The sequence below is a fragment of the Nesterenkonia sp. genome (assembly GCF_029265375.1).
Lineage (GTDB): Bacteria > Actinomycetota > Actinomycetes > Actinomycetales > Micrococcaceae > Nesterenkonia.
Map to the genome: position 1 here is coordinate 157996 of NZ_JAJUJJ010000001.1, position 23151 is coordinate 181146.

Sequence of the window (23151 nt, forward strand, 5' to 3'; positions counted from 1 at the left end):
GCCGGTCCGGCCATACGATGTCAGATATTCGCGATGCTCAGTGAGGCAGCGCTCACCTGCTGCTCACCTGTGCTGCTCCATATAGTCCCGCACTGGGGCGCTGAAGGCCAGCACCAACCAGAAGATGGTCACTGCCGCCCAGGCCACAGTGATGACCAGGGAGACCAGACCCATGCCGGAGGCCAGCATGGAAGTGTCCATAGCGAAGCCGCCGATGGTGAACACCAGGCCAACGATGGCCAGCACAATACCGGTGATCCGCGCCCAGCCCTTCACTTTGGCCAGACCGAAGTAGACCAGCAGGTACAGCCCGATGGCGATGAGACCGATCACTGCTGCCAGCACGACGCTGAACATAATGGCGCCGTCGACCATTTCCGGAGTAGCTCCCGGCTGACCGGCGATCTCCTCCTCGACAGCGGCGCGGACGTCGTCGCTGAAGAACGCAAAGAGACCCACCAGCTGGCTGAGGACGTAGAGACCCAAGGACGCCAGGGTCATGGTCTTCAGCTGCGAGTATTGCCGCGGCTCGTCCATTGGCGCGTTGTAGCTGGTCGACGGATCGTATCCGGAGGTGCCGTACTTGCTGCCGGGCTGGCCGGCATACGGGTCACCTCCTGGTCCCGGGCCCTGCGCCCCGGCGGCGCCCCACTGCGGGCTGTTGTCATTCGGCGGGGTACTCATGACTCCTCCTTGATGTGGTGCCGACTTCCCATGGAATACGTTTCCAAGGGAACCTGAATATGTGCTGAATGCAGTTTTCCGGTGGAGACGGTGCGCGTTTTACTCGTAGCGCAGCGCCTCGATCGGGTCCTTCTTCGCCGCGCGGGAGGCCGGCAGGGTCCCGGCCAGGAAGGCGATGACGATGATCAGCGCACAGATGCCGAGCAGGCCCAGGGGGTCGACGGCGTAGAGCACCAGGCCCGCCACATTGCTGAGCGGGCCGCCGGTGAGCCATGCGTTTCCGACCAGACCGACGATCACGCCGGCCCCGGCGCCGATGATCGAGCCCATCACACCGATCACCACCGCCTCCATGGAGAACAGCCCAAAAACCTTGCCGCTGGACATGCCCAGGGCCTTCATCAGGCCGATTTCGCGGGTACGTTCCTGCACGCTCATCAGCAGGGTGTTGACGATGCCGAAGCTGGCTGCCAGCAGCGCGATCAGCGCGAATCCGGACAGCACCCAGGTGACCGTGTCGATGATGCCCTGAATGACTCCCAGAAGATCCTCCAGGGTCATGCCCGCCAGGCCTTCCTCCTGCAGGGCAGCCTTGATCTCGGCCTCGTTCTCGGCCAGGTTCTCCACGTCGGCCACCGCCTGGATATAGGCCTCCTCCTGCTCCACCTCCAGGCCGGAGGTCTGGATGTCGTAGAGCTCCTGGTTCAGCGCCTGGGAGGGCATCGGCGCTCCGCCGATGCCGGAGATTGCCTGTTCGGAGACGCCGACGATCTCGGCTTCGAGGGTGGACTGCTCGCCGAGCATATTGGAGATCCCGATCTCCACGGTCTCACCCAGCACCGAGTTCGGGTCGACGTCCTCATAGGCCTCGGTGCTGTCGTCGAAGGCTGCCAGCCAGGTCTCCGGGACGGTGATCTCCATGGCATCCCGGTCCGGTCGCTCCCCGGCTGCCAGCTCCATGGCTCCGGCGTCGGCCGGCAAGCCGAGTTCATTCAGTGCGTACTGGTCGCCGTCGGGAGTCTCAAGGTAGTCGGCGGTGACGAAGACGATGGGGTCCACGTTCGTGATGCCGTCGATGGACTCGATGGTCTCGATGTCCTCTTCGGAGAGCATCTGCTGGCCCCACATCTGCTCGGAGCTGCCTCCGGCGTCGGGGTCATACTCCTGAGGTCCGGAGGTGGCGGCCTGCCCGGCCTCCATGTCTCCACCGGGCATCACGTAGATCTGGTCCTCTTCGCCGAAGCCGGCGACCATGTCATCGACGTACTGGTTGATGCCGGCTCCCAGTCCCGTGGTCAGGGCCAGGGTGAATGCGCCGATAACGATGGCCAGCACGGTCAGCGCCGTGCGCAGCTTCGAGCGCAGGGTATTGGCGAAAGCGGTCAGGGTGAGGTCGACGACGTTCATGCTCGGCCTCCCTTCCGGCGTCCGAAGGGCAGCAGGCCGCGCCGGCGGGGCTGCGGTGCCGCGGTGGGCACCTGCGGGGCGGCGGCGGAGGCGGGGGCAGCACCAGTCTCTTCGGCCACGATCATGCCGTCCTGCATGATCAGCCGGCGCTGGCACTTGGCGGCCAGGTCGTCGTCGTGGGTGACCACCACCAGGGTGATGCCGCGCTCACGGTGCAGCCCGAAGAGGATCTCCTCCACCGTCTCGGAGGTGGCAGAGTCCAGGTTTCCGGTGGGCTCATCGGCGAACAGCACCGAGGGATTGTTGATCAGCGCGCGGGCGATGCACACCCGCTGTTTCTGACCGCCGGAGAGGTCGGTGGCCTTATTGGTGGCCTTATCGGCCATCTCCAGCTGCTCCAGGGCATCCATACCGCGCTGATTGCGCTCAGACTTGGAGACCCCGGCGATCTTCAACGGCAGCGTGACGTTCTCCAACACCGTCTGGTTGGGGTTGAGGAAGAACTGCTGGAAGACGAAGCCGAAGGTCTCATTGCGCAGCCGGGAGACTTCCTTGGGCTTCAGCGCGGTGACCGGGCGGCCCTCCAAAGCCACCACCCCGCTGCTGGGGGCATCCAGCAGCGCCAGCAGGTGCATCAGGGTGGATTTGCCGGAGCCGGACTTGCCGACGATTGCCACGGACTCGCCCTGGTGGATCTCGAAGGTCAGGCCCTTGAGCGCATCGAACCGCGCGGGGCCCCGACCGTAGACCTTGACCAGGTTCTCCGTCTCGAGAACAGGTGAAGACATAGGTCCCTCTCATAGTTGTAGGGGTAGCTGATAGTCAGTCTTGCGGATGACGGGCCCCGGCACATCCCTCCCAGGGATGATTGAGCCGAGATCAGGGAAGAATCCGGGGAGACTCAGGGTGACCGACTTCACACCGGCAGGCACGCTTGCTAGCAAACTACTTTGTTGAGCGTGTAAACTATCCGCTATGTCCATTTCCTCCGTGACGGAGACCAGTGTGCCCACCGATGCCCCCGCGACCCCTGCGATCGAGGCAGTTGACCTGGTCAAGCGCTACGGCGATTTCACCGCCGTCGACGGGATCAGCTTCACTGTCACTCGGGGAGAGTCCTTCGGCCTGCTGGGCCCCAACGGTGCCGGGAAGTCCACCACCATGCGCATGATTGCGGCAGTGGCCTCCCGCACCTCCGGCCAGATGCGCGTTGCCGGCTTGGATCCGGAGCGCCAAGGCCCTGAGGTGCGTGCACGCTTGGGAGTGATCCCGCAGCAGGACAACCTGGACGAGGAGCTCACTGTCCGGGAGAACATCATCATGTACGGCCGCTACTTCGGCCTGCCGCGCCGGTACCTGCTGGCCAAGGCCGATGAGCTGCTGGAGTTCGCCCAGCTGACCCATAAGGCAGGAGCCCGCGTAGAGGACCTCTCCGGCGGCATGAAGCGCCGGCTGACCATTGCACGCGCCCTGGTCAATGAGCCGGAGGTGCTGCTGCTGGACGAGCCGACCACAGGCCTGGACCCGCAGGCACGGCATGTGCTGTGGGACAGACTGTTCCGACTCAAGGAGTCCGGCACCACTCTGGTGCTGACCACACACCACATGGACGAGGCCGAGCAGCTCTGCGACCGGCTGGTGGTGGTGGACCACGGACGCATCATGGCCGAGGGCTCCCCGCAGCAGCTGATCCGCGAGCACTCCACCCGCGAGGTGCTGGAGCTGCGCTTCGGCATGGACCGCAACGCCGAGCAGGCTGCGGTGCTGGAGGAGCTGCTCACCGGCTCGCAGGCCGCCGTCGGATTCAGCCATATCGAGGTGCTGCCCGACCGTCTGCTGGTCTACGCGCAGCAGGCCGAGTCTGCGATGGAGGCTATTCACAGCGCCGGTCACCGCCCCATGACCTCTTTGGTGCGCCGCTCCTCCTTGGAAGACGTGTTCCTGCGGCTGACAGGACGGACTCTCGTTGACTGAGACAGCGCAACGGACGACGGCGGCTGAGAATCCCGCACTGAACAAGGATCTGGTCACCGCTAAGGCCAAACGGTGGGGCGCGATCTACCAGGCGGAGGCGACGCTGCGCTCCATGCGCGCCTACGGCGGAGTGATCCTCTTCGCCTCCACCTTCCAGCCGATCATGTACATCCTGGCGATGGGACTGGGGCTGGGCGTGCTGGTCGGCGCTGAGACGGACTTCTCCGCCTATGGGGCCGAGAGCTACCTGATGTACATCGCCCCGGCCATCCTGGCCTCCACGGTAGCGATGACCGCCGGCATTGAGTTCACCTTCCCAGTGATGGAGGGATTCAAGTGGCGCCGGAAGTACTACGGCGCTCAGGCCACGGCTCTGACTCCGCAGCAGATCGCCCTGGGACACATCCTGGGAGTGAGCTGCCGGTTCGGGGTGCACGCGCTGATCTTCACCGCGGTCCTCTTCGCCTTCGGGGCGCTGCGCTCCCCGCTGGCAGTGCTGATGGTCTTCTCCGCCATGCTGGGCGGACTGGCCATAGGACTTCCCATCATGGCCTACATCTCCACCCTGCGCGATGAGAAGGGCCATGCCTCGATCATCCAGCGGTTCGTGATCATGCCGCTGTTCCTGTTCTCCGGCACGTTCTACCCGCTGACGAACCTGCCTCAGTTCCTGCAGGTCATCGGCTGGATCTCCCCGATCTGGCATGCCAATGAGATCGGCCGGGTGCTGGCCTTCGGTCAGCCGACCCCGCTGTGGCTGCTGGCGGTGCACATCGGCTACCTCACAGCCGTCGTCGTTCTTTCCTGGCTGGCGGTGCGGCGCGTGTTCATCCGGCGCTTGGGCAACAGCGAGTGGCGTGGACGGATTCCGGGGCTGAAGGCGGATCAGCGGCGCCAGGCCAAGCAGGACATCAGGGAATCTCAGGCCGGAAGCTATCGGCGCAGCGACGCTCCCCCGGCGGCGAGCTTTCGCCGCGGGGTGGCGGCCAACTACTACTCCGGCAATATCCGGGCGGTCTTCGCCCGTGGTCTGACGGCCATCCGGAACAACCGCGGCATCATCTTCCTCTCCGGGTTCCTGGAGCCGGTGCTGTTCCTGACCAGCTTCGGGCTGGGCGTTTCCCCGATGATCTCCGGCATCGAGGCGGACCAGGCGGGGCTTTCCACCCAGGACACCGTCAGCTACGCCGCCTATATTGCGCCCGCGCTGCTGGCGGTCTCGGCGATGAACGGTGCGGTCTTCGACTCCACCTGGAATGTGTTCTTCAAGCTGAAGATCACCAAGCTCTACCGCACCATGATGTCCACCTCCCTAGGCCCGGTGGACGTCGCGGTGGGCGAGATCTGCCTGGCGCTGTTCCGCGGGGGGATCTACGCCCTCGGCTTCCTGGGCGTGCTGCTGGTCGCGGGGCTGGTCTCTCCGATCTCGGCAGTGCTGATGTGGCTCACCGCCCTGTTCATCGCGCTGGGCTTCGCCTGCATCGGTATGGCGGCCACCAGCTTCATGAAGCGCTTCCAGCAGATGGACTGGATGATGATGGTGCTGGTGCCGATGTTCCTGTTCTCGGCGACCCTGTTCCCCATCAGCGTCTACCCCGCCGGGGTGCAGGCCCTCATCCAGGCCCTGCCGCTGTGGCACGGGGTGGAGCTGATGCGCGATATCGCGTTCTGGGAGTTCAGCAGCCTGACGTTGGTGCACGTCGGCTACTACCTGGTGATGGTCACCGTCGGTGGTGTGATCGCCACCTACAGGATGAAGGCCCTCTTCCTGCGCTGATCCGGAGCCGATCTCGCTCCCCCACTCCCCTCAACGACTGGCGGATTTACTGCCGCTGAGAGCCGCCCAGGCGCGCTGAGCGGCAGTAAATCCGCCATTCAACAACGGGATCTCGGGCCCGCGGGCCGCTCAGCCGGTGCGCCAGCCCAGCGGTTCGGCCACATGCTTCAGGATTGACTCGATCAGATGGGCGTTGTAGTCCACACCCAGCTGGTTGGGGCCGACTAACGAAGCGAAACCCTTCAAGAGGTCACTGACTCCAGGATCTTGCGTGCATGGGTCCACAGCAACGCGCCGCCCGCATCGGGGAAGACGATTCGTGTGGCTCCTGGAATGCGCCCTGCTAACGTCTCGCCATGATCCGGTGAATGAGTGAGGTCTCCGGCGCCGAAGAGGACCTGCACAGGACAAGCGATTGCGTCGAGATCAAGATCCCACGGGCGCATGGCGATGAGTGTGTCTCGCACATAGCCCGCACCACCGTTGTTGAAGCCTTCCTCGAGGCTGCGACGGTAGAGCGATAGAAACGGCTCTCTCCGGTAAAAGGCAGCATCTTCCGCGCCGGAACCGCTCAACACCATTTCCTCCATCGCGCGTGCAGAGAAACCTGCGAGGATCGCTGTCGCTTCCTCGGGCTTTGTCTGGGCGAGGTCGGATAGCATCGTCGCGTCCGGGGGCAGCATCGCGCGGATGAGAGGATGGGCGATCTCATCTGCAGGCGAGACGAGAGTAAGGCTTTCAGCGCCGCCAGCGCGAGCGAAGGCGAGTCCGAAAACAGCTCCCTGAGAGTTCGCTACAACTGCCACCCGTCGTGAGTGATCGCCGAGAACTGCCGAAACGAAAACCTGGTAGTCCGTTGCCGTTGAGGCGAGAGTTCTGTCCGGATCAGGCGTTGACTCCCCGATTCCGGGCCTGTCCATAGTCAGCATCTGCACATTCAGGGTGGAGAGCAGATCGCTTCCGAAGGTCATCAGCTTGCTTGTCGCGGCGCCTGCGATGAACAGAACTGGACGTCCTTCGGCCGGTCCGTAGCTTGTCCCAGAAAGGACTCGACCATCAGCTGTTATGACTCGATGTTGCTGCTCACTCTGCATGGATCAAGCGTATAAGGGTTCAACCGATCCGCCCTTCGCGGAGACGGCTTCGACAACTCGCAGAGTCGAACTCGGACCACGAAGGGCGGGGGCGTTCTGTCGTCACCGGGATCGAGATCGCGTCTCCCGACAGAACGCTTTGTTAGTTGTTTGGCTTCCAGCCCAGCTCGGGCGCAACATACTTGGCGAACGACTCCAAGATATGAACACAAAAAGCAACACCGAGCTGGTTGGGAACCGTCACCAGCAGCGTGTCGGCCTCGGCGACGGCGGTGTCCTTTGCCAGCTCCTCCACCAGCTCGTCCGGCTCTGCGGTATAGGAGCGGCCGAAGACCGCGCGGGTCTTCTCATCGATCATGCCGAACTGATCCTGGCTGTCGCGCTGTCCCAGGAAGTAGGCGCGGTCCTGATCGGAGACGATCGGGATGATGGACCGGCTCACCGATACCCGGGGCTGCCATCCGTGGCTGTGCTTCTCCCACTCTTCGCGGAAGACGCGGATCTGCTCAGCCTGCTGAACGTGCAGCGGCTCTCCGGACTCGTCGTCCTTCAATGTGGAGCTCATCAGGTTCATCCCGCGCGAGGCCGCCCACCGCGCGGTGGCGTTGGACCCGGCTCCCCACCAGATCCGCTGGCGCAGACCTTCCGAGTGCGGTTCGATCCGCAGCAGGCCCGGCGGGTTCGGGAACATGGGCTGCGGATTCGGCTCAGCGAAGCCCTCCCCCTGGAGCACCTGCAGCGCCACCTCGGCGTGCCGGCGGCCCATATCGGCGTCACTCTCGCCCTCAGCGGGGTGATAGCCGAAGTAGCGGAATCCGTCGATCACCTGCTCCGGCGAACCGCGGGAGATCCCCAGCTGCAGCCGCCCGCCGGCGATCAGATCTGCCGCACCGGCGTCCTCGGCGAAGTACATCGGATTCTCGTAGCGCATGTCGGGGTTGTGGAGTTGGCGCGAACGGCTCTGCCGTTTACAGGTATCGGCAGACCTGGTCCGCGCTGCACGAGTCGGGGTCGGGCTGCGCGGCGTCGTGCCTGAGCTCGGCGATGGTGTCTCGGAGCGCTGTGAGCTGGGCGATCTGCTGCTCGATCTCGGCGAGGCGCGCGTCGAGAAGGTCGCGCACGTGCTCGCAGGGAGCAGCGCCGCCGTCGCGGATTTCGAGGATCTGGCGGATCTGGGCGAGGGTGAGGCCCGCGGCCTGGCCGCGGTGGACGAAGTCGATCCGGGCGGCCGTCTCGGGCGCGTAGTCGCGGTATCCGGACGGCGTGCGCTCGGCCGGGGGCAGCAGGCCCTGCTCCTCGTAGAACCGCAGCGTCTTCGCCGTCGTTCCCGCCCGCTCGGCGAGTTCCCCGATGCGCATCGCAGACCCCCTGTTCTTTCGGCAGAAGTCCTCTTGACCTTCCCCTGCACTGGAAGGTCCAGTATGGCTGAGATAGACCGGAAGTCCAAGTATTGACAGGAGCTGCGATGCCCACGAAGTACGACCTCGCCATCATCGGATCGGGCGGCGGTGCGTTCGCCGCCGCGATCCGCGCGACCACGCTCGGCAAGTCGGTGGTGATGATCGAGCGCGGGACGCTCGGCGGCACCTGTGTGAACACCGGCTGCGTGCCGTCGAAGGCCCTGATCGCCGCGGCCGACGCATGGCACTCCGCGGCCGACGCCGCCGACCGGTTCCCGGGGATCGAGACGACGGCGGGGCCGGTGGACATGCCCGCCCTGATCGCCGGGAAGCAGGCGCTGGTCGAGTCGCTGCGGGGCGAGAAGTACTCCGACGTCGCCGACTCCTACGGGTGGGCCGTCCGCCGCGGGGACGCCGCGTTCGCCGGCACCCCCGACGCACCGGTCCTCCAGGTCGCCGAGGACGACGGCAGCACCGAGACGATCGAGGCCGCGCACTACCTGGTCGCGACTGGCTCTCGGCCGTGGGCCCCGCCGATCGACGGCCTGGACGAGACCGGGTACCTGACCTCGACCACGGCGATGGAGCTGACCGAACTCCCTGAGTCCCTGCTCGTGCTCGGCGGCGGCTACGTCGCCCTGGAGCAGGCGCAGCTGTTCGCCCGGCTCGGCTCCCAGGTCACCGTGCTGGCCCGGTCCCGGCTCGCGTCGAAGGAGGAGCCGGAGGTGTCCAGGACGTTGCAGGAGGTGTTCGCCGACGAGGGCATCCGGGTGGTCCGCCGCGCGCTGCCGACGCGGGTGTCCCGCGACGCCGCGACCGGGCAGGCCGTCGTCACCGCGGACGTCGCCGGCGGCCGGGAGGAGTTCCGCGCCGACCAGGTGCTCCTCGCCCTCGGACGACGACCGGCCACCGACGGGCTCGGCCTCGACGCGGTCGGGGTCAAGACCGGGGACCTCGGCGAGGTGGTCGTCTCCGACCGGATGCAGTCCTCCCACCCGCGGATCTGGGCCGCGGGCGACGTGACCGGCCACCCCGAATTCGTCTACGTCGCCGCCCAGCACGGCACCCTCGTCGCCGAGAACGCGTTCACCGACGCCGACCGGGCCGTGGACTACGCCCGGCTGCCGAGGGTCACGTTCACCGGCCCGGCGATCGGCGCGGTCGGGATGACCGAGAAGGACGTCGTCGCCGCCGGGATCCGCTGCGACTGCCGCGTCCTGCCCCTGCACCACGTGCCCCGCGCCCTGGTCAACCGCGACACCCGCGGCTTCGTCAAGATCGTCGTGGACGCCGACACGGGGAAGATCCTCGGCATCACCGCCGTCGCCAAGGACGCCGGCGAGCTCGCCGCCGCCGGGGTCCACGTGCTCGGCAAGACCGTCGCCGAGGTCGCCGACGCCTGGGCCCCCTACCTGACCATGGCCGAGGGCATCCGGATCGCCGCCAAGGCCTTCACCACCGATCCGTCGCTCCTGTCGTGCTGCGCGTGAACGCGCACGCAGACAATCGGGGGGAACGCTCAGCTGGGAGAGGAACAGACGATGAGCGGCGATAAGGGCCACGACTCGCATCGCGCGGGCGTGCTTGTCGGTGCTGGGACGGGCTTGCTCCTGTTGGCATGCTGCGCGCTTCCGCTGCTGATCTGCTGCGGCCTGCCTCTCCTCGCCGCGGGCGGAGCCCTTGCAGGTATCGGAGGTTTCCTCGGCAACCCTTGGCTCATCGGTGCCGGGATCGCAGTCGGGGTGGCCGTCACAGCGGCGATCGTCCTCCGGCGACTGCCGCGGCACCGACGTCGCTCGACCGGCGGCTGCGGCAATCGTTCGACTACTGACCGGGGTCAGTAGTTCGAGTGGCTCCAGTCATCGTCGCCAGCTCGGCCACGTCGGCATCCGGCGACCCTTCCAGGTCTCCACGAGACCAACAACCTAGCGGACGGACGCGAAGACCCCGTAGCCGGCCGCCGCGAGGCCCACGGCGATCACGAGCCAGCGCCCGATCCCGAGCCACACGCTACCGTCCACGTCCAGCGCCCACTGAGCGCCGGTGATGAGCCCGGCGATGCCCATCCAGAGCCCAGCGATGACGACCACCACCGGCAGGAGCGCGAGGCACATCGCGGCGGCGGCCGACCACAGCTGCCGGGCCTCCAGCTTCGCGGTGGCGGCGATGATCCGTTCGGCCCGCTCGTTCGACGCGTCGAGGTTCGCCGTCATCGTGGCCGAGGCTTCCCCGGCGACCTCCTCGACGGCCTTCTCGACCCGCTCCTCGGTGCGCTTCTCGATCCGCTGCACCGCGCCGCCGACCTGGCTAACGAGCTTCTGGTTCGCCTCGGCCTGCACCTTGAGCCCGTCAATCGCCGAGGCCGTAGCCGCGTGATTCTTCTGCGCTTCGGCGATCAAGCTCTGCGAGGCGCTCTGCAGCCGCCTCCCGTCGAGACTTTGCACGAACTCGCTTAGCGTGCTCTCGATCTCGCTCAGCCTGCTCTCGACGCTCGCGATCTGCGGCGACGTGCTGACGGACGGCTGCGAGGTCGACGCCCGGTCGATGCGATTGCTCATCTCCTCGTCCATGACCTTGACGAACTCCGCGAGCTTCTTCTGCTGCTCGGCCAGCCGGTCGATCCTCGCGTTCTGAGCCTCGACGGCGGCGAGGATCGAGTTCAAGGTCTCCGTCGTCTCGGGACTGCCGAGCTGCTGCGGCGATCCGCTCTGCACGTTCTGCTGCTTCAGCCTGTCGAGCGCTGCGCTCATGGTCCTGCTCCTTCTGCTGCTGGTGGTAGTCGAAGAACGCCTGCGCACCCTCCGGGGTGAAGTCCGCCGAGAGAGCGCTCGTGCGCTTGCGGCGCTCGGCACGCCCGGACTCGCCGCGGCGGTCCTCGATGTAGAGCGTCCAGGTCTCCTGACCGGCGCGCTTGCCCCGCTTGCTGACGGCGGTGTGCAGACGCATCCGCGGCACCCGCTCGCCGTCATCGCCGAGCTGCTGGTTCTGCTCCGCGATCACCGCTTCGAGACCGGCCTTGTCCACCGCCCGGGGATCGGCCAGGGCGGCGCTCATCCGGTCGCCCATCTCGCGGTCGAGCCCGCCCTCGGCGAAGTCTTCGCGGCGCAGCTCCCAGTCCTTCGGCGCGTGCTCCAGCGTCTTCACGACCGAGAGTCCGTGCTCACGCATCAGTTCGTCGTTCGCCGACTGCACGCCCCGCTGGTTCCCGGCCTTACGGTCGTGAAACGTCCGGTAGTCGGACAATGCTTTACCTGTCGCATTGTTGTGGTTGATCACGAGGATGTGGTTATGCGCCTTACCGCCGCGACCATCGGTGTGCGTTACCACGAGACAATCCGAGTTAGGGTGCATCTTCTTTGCGAGCTGATACCCGAGATCGTTCACCCGCTGCACGTGCTCGGGGTTCTTCGGGTCGAACTCCTCGTCGCTGAAGCTCTGCCGATAGTGCAGCGCCTCGACATCTCGCTTCGTGTTCTGCGTGAGCGCACGGGCGCGCGCCGAGAACGCGCCTGGGCCTCCGGGCACGTCGCACGTGACCGCGACCCCGCGCTCGTCCTCCCTGCCCCGGATGTAGCGCTCCGTGTCCGCGGCGCTGGTGCTCGGACTGTAGTGCGTGGTGCTCACGATGCCGTCCGATCCCCGAGCAGAGCGCGGACCTCGCGCAGCAGCTCGATCAGCTCGGGCACCTCCGCAGACAGCGTCACCGTCTCACCGGCCCGCGCGCGGCGGTCCAGGTCGTTGACGTTGATCGCCAGCGGGCGCACCTGGGCGGCCAGCTCCCGAGCATCAGCAGACGCCTGCACGCGGGACTCGACCCCGAGCAGGTGCGCGGCCACGGCAGCGTCCAGCTCCTCGCTCCGGGAGGCGTGCAGGGCATCGCGCACGACGCTCCGCACCCACGTGCTCGGAGCCAGCCCGAGCCGCTTCGCACGAGTGCGAAGCGCCCCGAGCGTGGCATCATCGAAGCGAGTATCGAGCCGCCCGCCGCTGCCACGACGACGCTTCGCGCCGCCGTGACTCTGCCGCACAGCCTCCGCATCAGCCCGACCGGTGTTCACCTGGGAGGCGGTCTGCTGCTCCACCTGTACGCCAGAGTGGCAAGCAGTAGACATGTCGGACACATCGCTCACGCTCGTGTCCTCCATGCCTGCTTGCGAGGGGCCTCCGGCCCCCTCGACCCCCTGGAAAAGTGCGTACTGATCGGTGCTCATGCGGTACCTCCGATCAGCGCCAGCGGCACGTCCGGGCTACGCACCGCGAGCCCGCTCAACAGCTCGACGACCGCGCCCTCAGCGTCGTGCTCCGCGGAGGTCTCCGGGCCGTAGGTGAGCTTGCGCGACGGAGCCACATGCTGGTGGTAGGCGTTGCCGTTGACACCCGGCGTGTGAGCGGCAGCCGGGAGGCTGCACTGATGCCACTCGTAGGGCTCGACCTTCCCGATGTGCTGCACGAGGTAGCGGTTGATGTCGTCGGCCCGGTAGACCTTCACGACCGACGCCAGGCGGCGGATGAACTGGTCCAGCGCCTCGTCCACGTTGCCCTTCTGTCGGGCTTAGTAGAAGAACTCGACCGGTTCGATGGTGGCCGTGATGACGATGAGGCGCGGAGCCACCTCGCCCTTGTTCTTGTAGCGGGCCTTCGCAGGCGAGGCGTTGTACGGATCGAGCAGCAGCAGCCAGTCGTTCGCGTCCATCGCCGAGGCCCGCAGGTCGTCCAGCAGCAGCACCTCCTCACCCCGCCAGTCATCGAGCGGGTTCCCCGTCGCGGCCCGATAGACCTGCCACCGCTCGCCGTGCGCGTTCGCCGCATTGATCGCCTCGGTGATGAAGTCCGTGGCGAACCTGGTCTTGCCGATACCGGCATCCCCGTGGATGTAGACGACCATTGTCGAGAACTCACCCGCGCGCAGCTTCGCGGCTGCCCGGTACGCGCGGCGCTGGCCATAGGCCGACAGCGCGTCGTCGATCTCCTGCTGATACCGAGAGTAGATGTCGAACAGGTCATCGGTGAGCATGATCTGATCGCGCGTGATCTCGCCCTGGAGCACCCGCTCGCGCATGTCCTCGAAGTTCTCGGCGACGACCTTGTTCTTCACGTGGGCGCGGCCCTTGAGCCACGCCTCCCGGCGCTGGGCGTCGATGCCGAGGTAGTTCGGACCGCGCACCGTGGCAACCTCCGACGGCGCGTACTGGTGCTTGTCCGCGTACTTCACGTGCGTCAGATACGACAGCATGTTGTCGTAGGCGTACCGGCCGCGACCCGGCTTCTCGACGTACTGTGGCTCGACACCGATTGCGAACGCCAGCCGATCCAGCGGCGCGCTCTTCGCACGGCTGGCGAACTTGATGACCGCGTGCAGGTGCTCGGGCTTCGGCTCGACCACGAGGGCCTTCTCCGTGTCGCTCCAGACCTCGCGCTCGTCCTTGTCGTGCACGATGCCGTAGGCCTCGGTGACCTCGCAGCCGATGGCCTCGAGCCGCTGCACCACGTAGGCGAGGATCGTCCCGGCCCCCTGCTGGAGCAGCGCGGCACCGTTCGGATCCTCGGCGGCCCAGGTCCAGTACGACGGATCGAGGCGCTGCGTGAGGCCGATGCTCGTCGGGTTGTTCTCCTGCTTAGCCACGACGACCACCCCCGCTGCAGGCGGCGCGGAGGGTCTCAGAGGGGGTGCGGCGCCTAAATGACCCCCTATTGACCCCCAAATGAGACCCTAAATGAACCCGTGGAATCACAGGGGCAGTGGGATGCGGGATCCGCATGTTGGCGCGGAAGTTGGAGCAAAGCGCGGCAATCGACAAGCCCTTGCCGCGCCCGTAGGAACGAATTAGGCTCCCGAAACTCTTGGAGTACGAAACCCAGACGAAGTTGCGGGCGTCGGCGTGCATCAGCGACCACCGCCCCGACCGTAGCGCTTGATCACGGCCTGGTGCGTGACGCCGAGTGCGTCGCCGATCCTGGCCCAGGTCACACGGTCGGCGCGGGCGTCGGCGACGGCGATCTCGACGGCTTCCTCCAGCACGGAGCGGAGCACGCCAAGGTCGTACAGGCGAGCCTCGGAGTCGGAGAGGGCGGGATCGCCCTGACGCCAGCGGAACGCCTCGACGTGATCGAGGGCAGCGGAGTTCGCGCTCATCAGCGACCACCGCCCATCACGGAAGCGACAGCGGCGCGCTGGCACGGGGTCAGCGGGGTGTGCGCCAGGCGCTCACCGGCGCGGCGACCGGCGGCACGGGCGGTGGCGATGACGTCATCCAGGCCCTCGACCTGGGTAGGAACCACTCGGCCCTGATCGAGGTCAGCGGTGCGGGTGTCCGTGGTGGACATGAAAAACTCCCGAAGATCGTTCTTCGGGAGTTCCAGGAGCCCTCACGCCTGGCGACCTTTCGGTCGGAGCTTCGACGGTGGCCTGCCCGTCGGGGATAGCTTTCAGTTCACCGGGGGTGTCTCACCCTCGCTCACACGAGGTTCACTCCGTTTACCTGCCCGGGGACGTGCCACCTCGCTGCCCCCGCGGACCACGAAGCGCCGTCCATTCGCCTCTGCAACTTTTCTACCATGAGTCGACTCACCATTGCAATGACGAGTCGACTCATGAGTCAGTCGCGACGCGGCTCTATCCGAATGAGGTCAGGGTCGAACTTCACGTGACCGGGCGCGATGGGCTCGATGGTCACCGTCACCAGCTCGTCCACGAGCATCCGGCGGCGGTCCACGTCCAGCTCCTTCCACTTCGACTCGACGACCTCGCGGCGCTCCGCGGTGCCGACCGGCTCGTCCACGTCCGCGAGCAACTTCGCCGCCGCCGACACCGAGCGGTCGAGCAGCTCCGCGTCGATCTCGTCGATGCGGGCCTTCACGTCGTTGATCGCCGCGGTGATCTCCAGCACGGGCTGGTGGATGTCTCGCAGCAGCGGGCTCAGTTCCTTGACACGCTCGACCAGGGCGTTCCGCTCGGTCAGCAGTTCCTCGCGGTCCGGCCCAGCGTCATCCTGCGGCATCACGAGGTCGTGCACGTCCGCCGAGGACAGCCGGGTGAGCACCGCCTCGGTGACCATCGCATCGACGGGCTCCCGTTGGCGGGTGAGGTGGAACTGCTCGCCACAGCGGTAGGTCGGCTGCTTGCGGCTGTTCGTCCCCGAGACAAGCGTCGCGCCGCACCTCCCGCACAGGCCGATCGAGGACAGAAGGTACTTCGGCTGGTTGCCCTGCCTCGCCGACCTCCGCACGTTGTCCTCCAGCTTCGCCACCGCGGCCCGCCACGTCTGCTCGCTGACGATGGGCGGGAACGCCCCGCCCTGCACCGGGTACAGCTCGCCCGAGGCGTAGTGCTTGATGTAGCCGCGTAGAGCGGGTTCGCCAGCAAGTACCGCACGGCATCGACGGAGAACGCCTGTCCGCGCGCGGTGACGTGCCCGGCACTGTTCAGGTCCTCGCGGATGCGCCGGATCGACAGCGCCGGTTCACCGAGGAACGCGTCGAATGCCCGCCGAACGGCCTCGGCCTCCTCCTCGATCAGTTCCCCCTCCCTCGTCCAGCCGAACGCCTTCCAGGTGGACGCCGGGATGCCTTCGGCCCGGTGTCGCTCGTTCGACCTGATCTGACGCTCAGCCTTGCGTCGCGCCTCGAACCGGGCGAGAGCGGCGAGCATCGTCGCCCGGAACTCCCCGTCCGCCGTCGAGAGGTCGATCTCGCCGTCAACGGTGACGACACGCAGGCCGAGGTCGATCAGGGTGTTGAGGTCCTTCGTGCTGCGCAGGAGACGGTCCATATCCACCGCGACGACCATCGAGAACCGGCCCGCTCGGGCGTCATCCAGCATCTCGGCCCACCGTGTGCCAGCGCGGCGCTTCTTCGTCGCCGACACCGCGTTGTCCTCGTAGACCTCGACGACCTGCCAGTCCTTGGCCTCGGCCAGCGCCCTGATCTTCTTCAGCTGCGTGTCTACCGTCCAGCGGTCGCCCTTGCGGTCCATGGAGGCACGGACGTACGCCGCGACCTCGTTCGTCCCCTCAGCGGTACCAGATCGACCATGTCACGAAGCTTACGTGAACGGGTGTTACAACCTCGACATGCGCTAGCGCATGTCGATCACGCCGGTGCCGATCTCGATCCGGCTCGTCTTAGCCCCCACGGCGGCCAGCAGCGGGAACGGGCTGGCCAGCTGGCGGGCGAAGTGGTGCACACGGAAGTAGGCTCCGTCAGCACCGAGCTCCTCGGCGGCCACCGCCAACTCCACCGACTGCAGCAGCGCCTCCTGGGCCGACCGCGTGCGCGAATGCGGCGAGGGCGTCCAGTGTCCGAAGGAGAGGAATCCGATATTTTTGCTCACACCAGCGGAAACCTCATCCCAGCTGGTGCTATTCCGCCACCTCCGCTGCTGACATAGTCTGAGCTTGATCAGAGGCGTCGGCCGCCGCGGTGGTGACACCACGGCTGAAACGCAGAAGTGACGAAGGCACCAATGGTTGTATGGGTGCGCCTGGGCTCCGCAGCAGCGGCCTCCGTGCTGTGCGCCGCCGCGCTGGGATGGTTCTGGACGACGATGGGCCTCACCGCGCGCACCCCGCTGTGGGGATTCGCCTGGCTGTGGATTCCGCTGCTCTGCTGCGGCGCGGCGGCAGGTCTCGTCGCTGCCGTGGTGCGCACGCGGACCGCCGCATGGTGGCGCGGCCCCGGACCGATTCTGCTGCTGCCGCTGCCCATCGAGGCCTGCAGCATCGCACCGCTGATGCTTGCCGGGGCCGACGGCGTTGTCGCGGCCCTCAGCAGCCTGCCGGTGCTTGTGCTCATCTGCGCTGTGCTGGCTGCCGCAGCGCTGGCTCCGGAACTCGTCGGGCGCGTACGGCAGGCACCGCCGCAGGAGCTTCGCAACGCCGCCGCCCCGTCACGATCGGCCCTGCGCCGGATGATGATCTGTGCGGCCGCTGGCCTCGGCGCCGGACTGCTGAGCGCCTGCCTGCTGGTGGCAGCAGCGTCAGTCACCGAAGGCCAATACGCTCTGCTTCTTCTGGTGCCGTTGCTGCCTGCGGCCGCAGCCATGACGTGCTGCGCCGCGGCGGGGGGTCTGGCAGCCGCTGCTGTGCGCCGCCGCCGGTGGCACCCGGCACCCGCGGCCGCACTGGGAGGGTTGGTGTGCTTCCTGCTGCTGCTCTGCGTTCTCACCGCAGCCGCGCCGCTGTTCGCCGCAGACCCCTCGGAGCGAACCCTGGGCTCCCCGCTGCTGGGAATCCTCACCCTGGTGTCGGCGGCCGGCGGAGTCACCACAGCTGCGGCGAGTCTGCGAGCCGCGGACCGCGCCGATCGCCGCGTCCCGCTCAGCTGAGCTGCTGCTCGGCTGAGAGCACCACGTTCTGCAGCAGCTCCACGCGGGTCATCGGCCCCACTCCCCCCGGGTTCGGGGAGTACCAGCTGGCCACCTGCTCAATACCGGGGGCGACGTCGCCATAGATCTGTGCCTTGCCGGTCTCCGGGTCCACCTCGCGGGTGACTCCCACATCCAGCACCACGACGCCGGGGGCGAGGTCTGCCGGATCGATCATATGCTTCACTCCGGCGGCGGCCACCACGACGTCGGCAGCAGCCAGATGCTCCTTCAGCGATCTGGTGCCGGTGTGGCACAGGGTCACGGTGGCGTTGACGGCCCGGCGGGTCAGCAGCAGCCCAATGGGACGGCCGATGGTCACCCCGCGCCCGACGACGACTACGTGCTTCCCGGCCAGATCGATCCCGTAGTGCTCCAGCAGGTCGATGCAGCCCTTCGGCGTGCACGGCAGAGGGGAGGTGACCGGTTCGTTGACGTTGGCCACCAGCCTGCCCAGGTTCATCGGGTGCAGGCCGTCGGCGTCCTTCTCCGGGGCGATGGCCTCCAGGATCCGCTGGGTGTCCAGGTGCTTCGGCAGCGGCAGCTGCACAATATAGCCGGTGCAGGCGTCGTCGTCGTTGAGCCGCTTCAGCTGGGCCAGCAGCTCATCCTCGGTGATGCTCTCCGGCAGCTGCACCTGGATGCTGTGGATCCCCACCTGCTCACAGTCGCGGTGCTTGCCTGCCACATAGGACTGGCTGGCGGGGTCCTCCCCCACCAGCACAGTGCCCAGCCCGGGGGTGATGCCGTGGGCCTTCAGGGTTTCCACGCGGCGGGCGAGGTCCGCTTTGATGGAGGCCGCTGTGGCACGGCCGTCGAGGATCTTGGTCTGCGTGGTCTCGGTGCTCACCAGTTCTCCAGTCCCTCGTAGAGCGGGAATTCGGACGCCAGGGCCGCCACCCGGTCCCCCAGCGCGGCTGTGTCGGCTCCGGGTTTCAGGGTCTCGGCGATGATGTCAGCGACCTCGCGGAACTGCTCGGCGGCGAAACCGCGGGAGGCCAGTGCGGGGGTGCCGATGCGCAGCCCGGAGGTGACCATGGGCGGGCGCGGATCATTGGGCACGGCATTGCGGTTGACGGTGATCCCGATGGAGTGCAGCAGGTCCTCGGCCTGCTTGCCGTCCAGCTCCGAGTCGCGCAGATCCACCAGCACCAGGTGCACGTCGGTGCCGCCGGTGAGCACTGAGACTCCGGCTTCGGCCACATCGCGAGCCACCAGACGCTCGGCCAGGATCTGAGCCCCCTCCACCGTGCGGCGCTGCCGCTGGGCGAATTCCTCGGTGCCGGCAATCTTGAATGCCACCGCCTTGGCGGCGATGGCATGCATCAGCGGGCCGCCCTGCTGGCCGGGGAAGACTGCCGAGTTGATCTTCTTCTTATGCTCTTCGGTGCACAGGATCATCCCGGAGCGGGGGCCGGCCAGGGTCTTGTGCACGGTGGTGGTGACGACGTCGGCATAGGGCACCGGGTTCGGGTGCAGCCCCGCGGCCACCAGCCCGGCGAAGTGGGCCATATCCACCCAGAGGACCGCACCGACCTCGTCAGCGATGGAGCGGAAGGCGGCGAAGTCCAGCTGCCGGGGGTAGGCCGACCAGCCTGCCACGATCATGTCCGGCTTCTCCGCCAGCGCCAGGTCGCGGACCTTGTCCATGTCGACCACGCCGGTCTCCGGGTCCACCTCATAGGCGACCACCTCGTAGAATTTCCCGGAGTGGTTGAGCTTCATCCCGTGAGTCAGGTGCCCGCCGTGGGCCAGGGAGAGACCCATGAGCTTGTCCCCGGGCTTGAGGAACGCGGTCATCACCGCCACATTGGCCTGGGCGCCGGCATGCGGCTGAACGTTGGCGTGATCAGCTCCGAAGAGCTCCTTGGCCCGCTCAATGGCCAGGTTCTCGGCCACATCGACGAACTCGCAGCCGCCGTAGTAGCGCCGGCCGGGATAGCCCTCGGCGTACTTGTTGGTCAGCACCGAGCCCTGCGCCTGAAGCACCGCCCGGGGCACGAAGTTCTCGGATGCGATCATCTCCAGGGTGCCGCGCTGGCGCCCCAGTTCATCGGAGATGGCCTGGGCGATCTCCGGATCGACCTCCGCCAGGGCTGCAGTGTTGATGTCAGTGCTCAAGACGTCTCCTCCGGGGCGCGTTGCATACCGCGGACAGTCTAACGCCGCGCCCACAGAGCGGGTTTATTGTGAACTATTCAGATCTGGGGCAAGATGCTTTCTATGACGACTGCGAACGACTGGCCGGCGGCGCTGCGGGAGTGCGGACTGCGCGTAACCCGTCAGCGGCTGGCAGTTCTGGACGCCGTCGCCGATCATCCGCACCTGTCCGCTGAGGCAGTCCACGCTGAGGTGGCCAGAGTGCTTCCGGAGATCACCGTGCAGTCGGTCTACACCGTGCTGCACGACCTCACCGCGCAGCAGCTGCTGCGCCGCTTCGACCCTCCGGGGTCGGCAGCCCGCTATGAGACTCGCACCCGGGACAATCACCACCACGCCCTGTGCACCGCCTGCGGGCGGATTGAAGACGTCGACTGCGTCCACGGTGAGGCCCCGTGCCTCCAGGCCCCGGAGGGTCTGGGCATGACCGTTGAAGCGGCCGACGTCGTCTTCCGCGGTGTCTGTCACGACTGCGCAGCAAAGGGTGAGGCAGCCGCAGCAGCCTGAGCCCGTCACAGACTCTGACCCGTAACCAGATCCGCACTCAACGAAAGGACCTTGATGAGTGACGTAACGACCGGTTGCCCCGTCATCCACGACGGCGGCGACGAGGCCGAGCGCCCGACCTACAACCCGACGGCGGGCGGTCCGGCGCACCCCACCCAGGGCTTCGGCAATAGGCACTGGTGGCCCAATCAGCTGAATCTGAAGATCCTGGCCAAGAATCCTGAGGTCATCGACCCTTACCGCGGTGAGGACTATGACTACGCCCGCGAGTTCCTCTCCCTGGATCTCGCCGAGGTGAAGAAGGACATCAATGAGGTGCTCACCACCTCGCAGGACTGGTGGCCGGCGGACTTCGGCCACTACGGCCCGCTGATCATCCGTATGGCCTGGCACTCGGCCGGCACCTACCGCGCGGTGGACGGCCGCGGCGGCGGCGGAACCGGCCAGCAGCGCTTCGCCCCGCTGAACTCGTGGCCGGACAACGTCGGCCTGGACAAGGCCCGTCGGCTGCTGTGGCCGGTGAAGAAGAAGTACGGCCGCAAGCTGTCCTGGGCCGATCTGATGATCCTGGCCGGCAACGTCGCCCTGGAGTCCATGGGCTTCAAGACGTTCGGCTTCGCCGGTGGCCGCGCCGATGTGTGGGAGCCGGAGGACGACGTCTACTGGGGCGCCGAGGAAGAATGGCTGGGCAGCAATAAGCGCTTCACCGGCGACCGCGAGCTGGAGAAGCCCCTGGGTGCGACCCATATGGGTCTGATCTACGTGAACCCGGAGGGCCCCGAGGGCGAGCCGGACCCGGTGAAGGCCGCCGAGGACATTCGCGTGACCTTCGCCCGCATGGGTATGAACGACGAGGAGACCGTGGCCCTGATCGCCGGCGGGCACACCTTCGGCAAGACCCACGGTGCGGCTCCGGACTCCAACCTGGGACCGGACCCGGAGATGGCTGACCTGGAGGAGCAGGGCCTGGGCTGGAAGAACGGTCACGGCACCGGCAAGGGTGATGACCAGATCAGCTCCGGGCTGGAGGTCACCTGGACCTACCACCCCACCCGCTGGGACAACGAGTTCTTCCACATTCTCTTCGCCTACGAGTGGGAGCTGTTCAAGTCCCCGGCAGGCGCCTGGCAGTGGCGGCCGAAGAACGGTGATGGCGACGGCCTGGTTCCGATGGCCCACAGCGACGGCAAGCGTGAGCCGCGGATGCTCACCACCGACCTCTCGCTGCGCTTCGATCCGGCCTATGAGAAGATCTCCCGCCGCTTCCATGAGGATCCGGAGGCGTTCCGCGAGGCCTTCGCCCGCGCGTGGTTCAAGCTGACTCACCGCGATATGGGGCCCAAGGCCCGCTATCTGGGCCCCGAGGTGCCGGAAGAGGATCTCATCTGGCAGGACCCGCTGCCGCCGGTGGATCACGAGCTGATCGACGACGCCGACGCCGCCAAGCTCAAGCAGGCTGTACTGGATTCGGGCCTGAGCGTCTCTGAGCTGGTCTCCACCGCTTGGGCTTCGGCATCCACCTTCCGCGGCGGAGACAAGCGCGGCGGTGCCAACGGTGCCCGGATCCGCCTGGCCCCGCAGAAGGACTGGGAGGTCAACAACCCCGAGCAGCTGGCCAAGGTCCTCGGTGTGCTGGAGGGCATCCAGGAGAGCTTCAACGCCGGCGCCGAGGGCAGCGGCAAGAAGGTCTCGCTGGCGGACCTGATCATCCTGGCCGGCAATGCGGCCGTGGAGAAGGCGGCAGCCGAGGCCGGTGTGCAGGTGGAGGTGCCCTTCCACCCCGGCCGCACCGACGCCACCCAGGAGCAGACTGACACCGAGTCCTTCGCCTATCTGGAGCCCATCGCTGACGGCTTCCGGAACTGGACGGGCCCCGACGCCACTGTGGAGGCCGAGCGGCTGCTGCTGGACAAGGCCAACCTGCTGACCCTGACTGCCCCGGAGATGACGGTGCTGGTCGGCGGAATGCGCGTGCTGGGCGCCAACTGGAACGGTTCGGAGTACGGCGTGTTCACCGACCGGGTCGGTGTGCTGACCAACGACTTCTTCGTCAACCTGCTGGACCTGGGCAAGACGTGGAAGCCGCTGGACTCCGGCAAGCACGCCTTTGAGGCCACCGACGACGCCACCGGCGAGGTCTTCGGCCGCGGGACCCGCGTGGACCTGGTCTTCGGCTCGAACTCCGAGCTGCGCGCCATCGCGGAGGTCTACGCCTGCGATGACGCCCGGGAGAAGTTCGTCCACGACTTCGTCAGGGCGTGGACGAAGGTCACCGAGCTGGACCGCTTCGACCTGCGGACTCCGGCTGGGAAGAACGCCGCCGCGGTCTGAGACCGCCGTCAGGCATAGAACGACCCCCTCCCAGAGTCGATTGGGAGGGGGTCGTTCTTTGTGCTGTGGGGCGTCAGCGAGTCAAACGTCAGAGCTCGCCTTCGTCCTCGCCGCCCTCGGCGCCGGCAGCACCATCGGTGGCCGGCGCGTCAGTGGCACCGTCCTCGGTCTCAGTGCCGAGGCCTCCGCCTTCAGCGCCGCCCTCAGCACCGGCCCCCTCTGCGCCGGTGCCCTCTGCGCCACTTTCAGCGCCACCTTCAGCGCCGGTGCCCTCAGCGCCGCCCTCTTCGACGCCGCCGTTCTCCTCAGCGGGAGCCTCGGCGCCGCCGCCGTCGTCGCAGGCGCTGAGCCCGAACAGTGCCAGGGCTCCGACTCCGACGATTCCGGTGGCGGTCTGAAGCTTGTTCTGTGCTGCCATGGAAGGAAACCTCCGTGGTTGCTTGTCTGCGGTAGTGG

Annotated in this window: 18 protein-coding genes and 5 pseudogenes; 6 read left to right on the forward strand and 17 right to left on the reverse strand. The window is 67.0% G+C overall.

Features of this window, described 5'->3' with window-relative positions:
* Positions 1–63 precede the first annotated feature (63 nt).
* From Q1K09_RS00690 to Q1K09_RS00700, 3 genes are all read right to left on the reverse strand, one after another.
* Entirely contained in the window at positions 64–684 is a 621-nt protein-coding gene (locus Q1K09_RS00690; RefSeq protein ID WP_300342334.1) for a hypothetical protein, read from the reverse strand.
* Between the two features lie 99 nt (positions 685–783).
* On the reverse strand, positions 784–2091 hold the full coding sequence (locus Q1K09_RS00695) for an ABC transporter permease (protein WP_300342336.1): 1308 nt from the start codon (positions 2089–2091) through the stop codon (positions 784–786).
* Entirely contained in the window at positions 2088–2879 is a 792-nt protein-coding gene (locus Q1K09_RS00700) for an ABC transporter ATP-binding protein (protein WP_300342338.1), read from the reverse strand. Before Q1K09_RS00700 ends, Q1K09_RS00695 begins: the two co-directional genes overlap by 4 nt.
* 187 nt (positions 2880–3066) lie before the next feature.
* On the opposite strand from Q1K09_RS00700, the gene Q1K09_RS00705 reads away from it, so the two are divergent.
* Together Q1K09_RS00705 and Q1K09_RS00710 are read left to right on the forward strand one after the other, a co-directional pair.
* Positions 3067–4065 carry an ABC transporter ATP-binding protein gene (locus Q1K09_RS00705; RefSeq protein WP_300342339.1) on the forward strand — a complete coding sequence of 333 codons (999 nt, stop codon included), beginning with the start codon at positions 3067–3069 and terminating at the stop codon, positions 4063–4065.
* On the forward strand, positions 4058–5842 hold the full coding sequence (locus Q1K09_RS00710) for an ABC transporter permease (protein ID WP_300342340.1): 1785 nt from the start codon (positions 4058–4060) through the stop codon (positions 5840–5842). The genes Q1K09_RS00705 and Q1K09_RS00710 overlap by 8 nt, the downstream gene beginning before the upstream one ends.
* Before the next feature lie 242 nt (positions 5843–6084).
* On the opposite strand, the gene Q1K09_RS00715 is transcribed toward Q1K09_RS00710, so the two are convergent.
* From Q1K09_RS00715 to Q1K09_RS00725, 3 genes and pseudogenes are all read right to left on the reverse strand, one after another.
* The gene (locus tag Q1K09_RS00715; RefSeq protein WP_300342342.1) at positions 6085–6936 is read right to left on the reverse strand and encodes an alpha/beta fold hydrolase; all 852 of its coding nucleotides are present in this window, start codon (positions 6934–6936) and stop codon (positions 6085–6087) included.
* 142 nt (positions 6937–7078) lie between these two features.
* A pseudogene (locus Q1K09_RS00720) lies at positions 7079–7870 on the reverse strand (LLM class flavin-dependent oxidoreductase); the annotation flags it as partial.
* 34 nt (positions 7871–7904) lie between these two features.
* Positions 7905–8294 (reverse strand): heavy metal-responsive transcriptional regulator, encoded by a 390-nt coding sequence (locus tag Q1K09_RS00725; protein WP_005464729.1) that lies wholly within the window; start codon positions 8292–8294, stop codon positions 7905–7907.
* 107 nt (positions 8295–8401) lie between these two features.
* Between Q1K09_RS00725 and merA the strand changes: the two genes are divergently transcribed.
* Entirely contained in the window at positions 8402–9826 is a 1425-nt protein-coding gene (gene merA, locus Q1K09_RS00730; protein ID WP_300342348.1) for a mercury(II) reductase, read from the forward strand.
* 369 nt (positions 9827–10195) lie between these two features.
* On the opposite strand, the pseudogene Q1K09_RS00735 reads toward merA, so the two are convergent.
* From Q1K09_RS00735 to Q1K09_RS00780, 8 genes and pseudogenes are all read right to left on the reverse strand, one after another.
* Positions 10196–10735: pseudogene (locus Q1K09_RS00735) on the reverse strand (hypothetical protein).
* Positions 10686–11960, reverse strand: coding sequence for a relaxase/mobilization nuclease domain-containing protein (locus Q1K09_RS00740; protein WP_300342351.1), 1275 nt, complete (start codon positions 11958–11960; stop codon positions 10686–10688). The pseudogene Q1K09_RS00735 and the gene Q1K09_RS00740 overlap by 50 nt, the downstream one beginning before the upstream one ends.
* Positions 11957–12547 (reverse strand): hypothetical protein, encoded by a 591-nt coding sequence (locus Q1K09_RS00745; RefSeq protein WP_366908791.1) that lies wholly within the window; start codon positions 12545–12547, stop codon positions 11957–11959. The genes Q1K09_RS00740 and Q1K09_RS00745 overlap by 4 nt, the downstream gene beginning before the upstream one ends.
* Positions 12544–13968, reverse strand: a pseudogene (locus tag Q1K09_RS00755) (Rep family protein). The gene Q1K09_RS00745 and the pseudogene Q1K09_RS00755 overlap by 4 nt, the downstream one beginning before the upstream one ends.
* Before the next feature lie 252 nt (positions 13969–14220).
* Entirely contained in the window at positions 14221–14469 is a 249-nt protein-coding gene (locus Q1K09_RS00760) for a hypothetical protein (RefSeq protein WP_300342359.1), read from the reverse strand.
* A complete protein-coding gene (locus tag Q1K09_RS00765; protein ID WP_300342361.1) occupies positions 14469–14660 on the reverse strand; it encodes a hypothetical protein in 192 nt (63 codons plus the stop codon). The genes Q1K09_RS00760 and Q1K09_RS00765 overlap by 1 nt, the downstream gene beginning before the upstream one ends.
* Positions 14661–14932: 272 nt before the next feature.
* Positions 14933–16308 (reverse strand): annotated as a pseudogene (locus Q1K09_RS13040) (recombinase family protein).
* A gap of 105 nt (positions 16309–16413) precedes the next feature.
* Positions 16414–16665, reverse strand: a pseudogene (locus tag Q1K09_RS00780) (LLM class flavin-dependent oxidoreductase); the annotation flags it as partial.
* A gap of 117 nt (positions 16666–16782) precedes the next feature.
* On the opposite strand from Q1K09_RS00780, the gene Q1K09_RS00785 reads away from it, so the two are divergent.
* The gene (locus tag Q1K09_RS00785; RefSeq protein ID WP_300342363.1) at positions 16783–17658 is read left to right on the forward strand and encodes a hypothetical protein; all 876 of its coding nucleotides are present in this window, start codon (positions 16783–16785) and stop codon (positions 17656–17658) included.
* Here Q1K09_RS00785 and Q1K09_RS00790 read toward each other — a convergent pair.
* On the reverse strand, positions 17651–18547 hold the full coding sequence (locus Q1K09_RS00790) for a bifunctional methylenetetrahydrofolate dehydrogenase/methenyltetrahydrofolate cyclohydrolase (protein WP_300342365.1): 897 nt from the start codon (positions 18545–18547) through the stop codon (positions 17651–17653). The genes Q1K09_RS00785 and Q1K09_RS00790 overlap by 8 nt on opposite strands.
* Positions 18544–19818: a serine hydroxymethyltransferase gene (gene glyA, locus Q1K09_RS00795; protein ID WP_300342367.1), complete on the reverse strand. Its 1275-nt coding sequence runs from the start codon at positions 19816–19818 to the stop codon at positions 18544–18546. Before glyA ends, Q1K09_RS00790 begins: the two co-directional genes overlap by 4 nt.
* A gap of 102 nt (positions 19819–19920) precedes the next feature.
* Here glyA and Q1K09_RS00800 point away from each other — a divergent pair, with 102 nt between their 5' ends.
* Positions 19921–20364, forward strand: coding sequence for a Fur family transcriptional regulator (locus tag Q1K09_RS00800; RefSeq protein WP_300342369.1), 444 nt, complete (start codon positions 19921–19923; stop codon positions 20362–20364).
* Positions 20365–20418: 54 nt separating this feature from the next.
* The gene (katG, locus tag Q1K09_RS00805; RefSeq protein WP_300342371.1) at positions 20419–22695 is read left to right on the forward strand and encodes a catalase/peroxidase HPI; all 2277 of its coding nucleotides are present in this window, start codon (positions 20419–20421) and stop codon (positions 22693–22695) included.
* Positions 22696–22783: 88 nt separating this feature from the next.
* On the opposite strand, the gene Q1K09_RS00810 is transcribed toward katG, so the two are convergent.
* Positions 22784–23113 carry a hypothetical protein gene (locus Q1K09_RS00810; RefSeq protein WP_300342372.1) on the reverse strand — a complete coding sequence of 110 codons (330 nt, stop codon included), beginning with the start codon at positions 23111–23113 and terminating at the stop codon, positions 22784–22786.
* Positions 23114–23151 lie beyond the last annotated feature (38 nt).

Excerpts from the sequence above, each read along its gene's own strand:
- Q1K09_RS00705 (WP_300342339.1), top strand. The coding sequence starts at position 3,067 with ATGTCCATTTCCTCCGTGACGGAGACCAGTGTGCCCACCGATGCCCCC.
- Q1K09_RS00715 (WP_300342342.1), bottom strand. The coding sequence starts at position 6,936 with ATGCAGAGTGAGCAGCAACATCGAGTCATAACAGCTGATGGTCGAGTC.
- Q1K09_RS00765 (WP_300342361.1), bottom strand. The coding sequence starts at position 14,660 with ATGTCCACCACGGACACCCGCACCGCTGACCTCGATCAGGGCCGAGTG.
- Q1K09_RS00760 (WP_300342359.1), bottom strand. The coding sequence starts at position 14,469 with ATGAGCGCGAACTCCGCTGCCCTCGATCACGTCGAGGCGTTCCGCTGG.
- Q1K09_RS00690 (WP_300342334.1), bottom strand. The coding sequence starts at position 684 with ATGAGTACCCCGCCGAATGACAACAGCCCGCAGTGGGGCGCCGCCGGG.
- Q1K09_RS00695 (WP_300342336.1), bottom strand. The coding sequence starts at position 2,091 with ATGAACGTCGTCGACCTCACCCTGACCGCTTTCGCCAATACCCTGCGC.
- Q1K09_RS00725 (WP_005464729.1), bottom strand. The coding sequence starts at position 8,294 with ATGCGCATCGGGGAACTCGCCGAGCGGGCGGGAACGACGGCGAAGACG.
- Q1K09_RS00800 (WP_300342369.1), top strand. The coding sequence starts at position 19,921 with ATGACGACTGCGAACGACTGGCCGGCGGCGCTGCGGGAGTGCGGACTG.
- Q1K09_RS00810 (WP_300342372.1), bottom strand. The coding sequence starts at position 23,113 with ATGGCAGCACAGAACAAGCTTCAGACCGCCACCGGAATCGTCGGAGTC.
- Q1K09_RS00745 (WP_366908791.1), bottom strand. The coding sequence starts at position 12,547 with ATGAGCACCGATCAGTACGCACTTTTCCAGGGGGTCGAGGGGGCCGGA.
- katG (WP_300342371.1), top strand. The coding sequence starts at position 20,419 with ATGAGTGACGTAACGACCGGTTGCCCCGTCATCCACGACGGCGGCGAC.
- merA (WP_300342348.1), top strand. The coding sequence starts at position 8,402 with ATGCCCACGAAGTACGACCTCGCCATCATCGGATCGGGCGGCGGTGCG.
- Q1K09_RS00700 (WP_300342338.1), bottom strand. The coding sequence starts at position 2,879 with ATGTCTTCACCTGTTCTCGAGACGGAGAACCTGGTCAAGGTCTACGGT.